Below are 1112 nucleotides of genomic sequence, written 5' to 3' on the forward strand. Positions count from 1 at the left end.
CGCTGGTGCTGTCGGTGACCATGCGCACCGAGGCCAGGTGATCACGATGCAGGAAGGCCTTTGTCGTGCCCGTCACTTTGATGTCGGGATGCGGATACCTGGTGTAGATCTCCGCGCCCGGGGTCGCCGGGTCGATCTCGACATTGGCATCGGGATAGAGTGTGGTGGCGAAGCTCGAGGATTTTTTCGCGCGCGCTCCGTCGGGTCCATAAGCGAGATTGACAGTGTTGGAGGCCAGCGTGACCGTCTTCAGCCGGTTGGCCTCGTCCCAGACCAGTGTGCGGCTGCCATCGGAGGTGAGGTTGCCATTGGCATCATAGGCCATAGCATTGGCGCCGACCGAGGTTGGCGCATGCGGACGAGCAGCACTTGCCGCGGGATAGATATAGGTGCCGGCGACACGGGTACGCGAGGTCAGATTGTCGTTGGCGGCATAGACAAAGCTTTCGCTGAGCGCGGTGTTGCCCAGATTGCTGCTTGCCGTCAGCCGGTCGGCATTGTCATAGCCATAGGTCCAGCTGTCCGAAGCCGTCAGCCCCGTGGTGCCGGTGATGCGGCCAAGGCTGTCACGCGCGTACTGATCGTCGAGCAGGATGGTGGCGCCTCGTGCCGTGGTGACACGCGTCAGCCAGCGCCGCGTCGGCGAATAGGTGAACGAGGTCTTCACACCGTTCGAATAGGTGATCTCCTTGGTCTGGCCATCGGCCTCGTAAATGGTCGAGGTGATGAAGCCGGGGGCGGAGGCGAGCTTGTTGCCGGCGGTGTATTGCAGGCGGTTCGCGTTCGAACCGAAGTCGAGCTGAACAGGAAAGTACTGGACATATACGTTCTGGCCGGAGCCGTCGTGGACGTTGAACGTATAGTTGGTGATCCCCGCGATCGTGGCATCCTGGCGAGCAACCTTGCCGAGGCCGTCATAATTGTAGAGCTGGACGGCAGCCGCGTTTTCCGAGCGGGTCAGCTGGCCGATGTTGTAGTAACCCGACGCCGCCTGGTCGTAGGTGTTCTGGGTCAGCGTCACCGGGCTGCCGCCTGCTGCCGTTGCCGTCTTCAGCGTCAGCCGGTCCATCTGGTCGTAGGCGAGCGTTGTGACCGTGCCTCGGGCGTCGGTC

1 protein-coding gene is annotated in these 1112 nt (G+C 62.3%); it reads right to left on the bottom strand.

The annotated features are described in order from the left end of the window. Window positions 1-1112: RHS repeat protein (locus tag EN994_RS32555; RefSeq protein WP_164746480.1), on the bottom strand; the 1112-nt coding region annotated here is incomplete at both ends.

The sequence above is a fragment of the Mesorhizobium sp. M7A.F.Ca.CA.002.09.1.1 genome (genome assembly GCF_003998555.1).
GTDB classification, from domain to species: Bacteria; Pseudomonadota; Alphaproteobacteria; order Rhizobiales; family Rhizobiaceae; genus Mesorhizobium; species Mesorhizobium ciceri.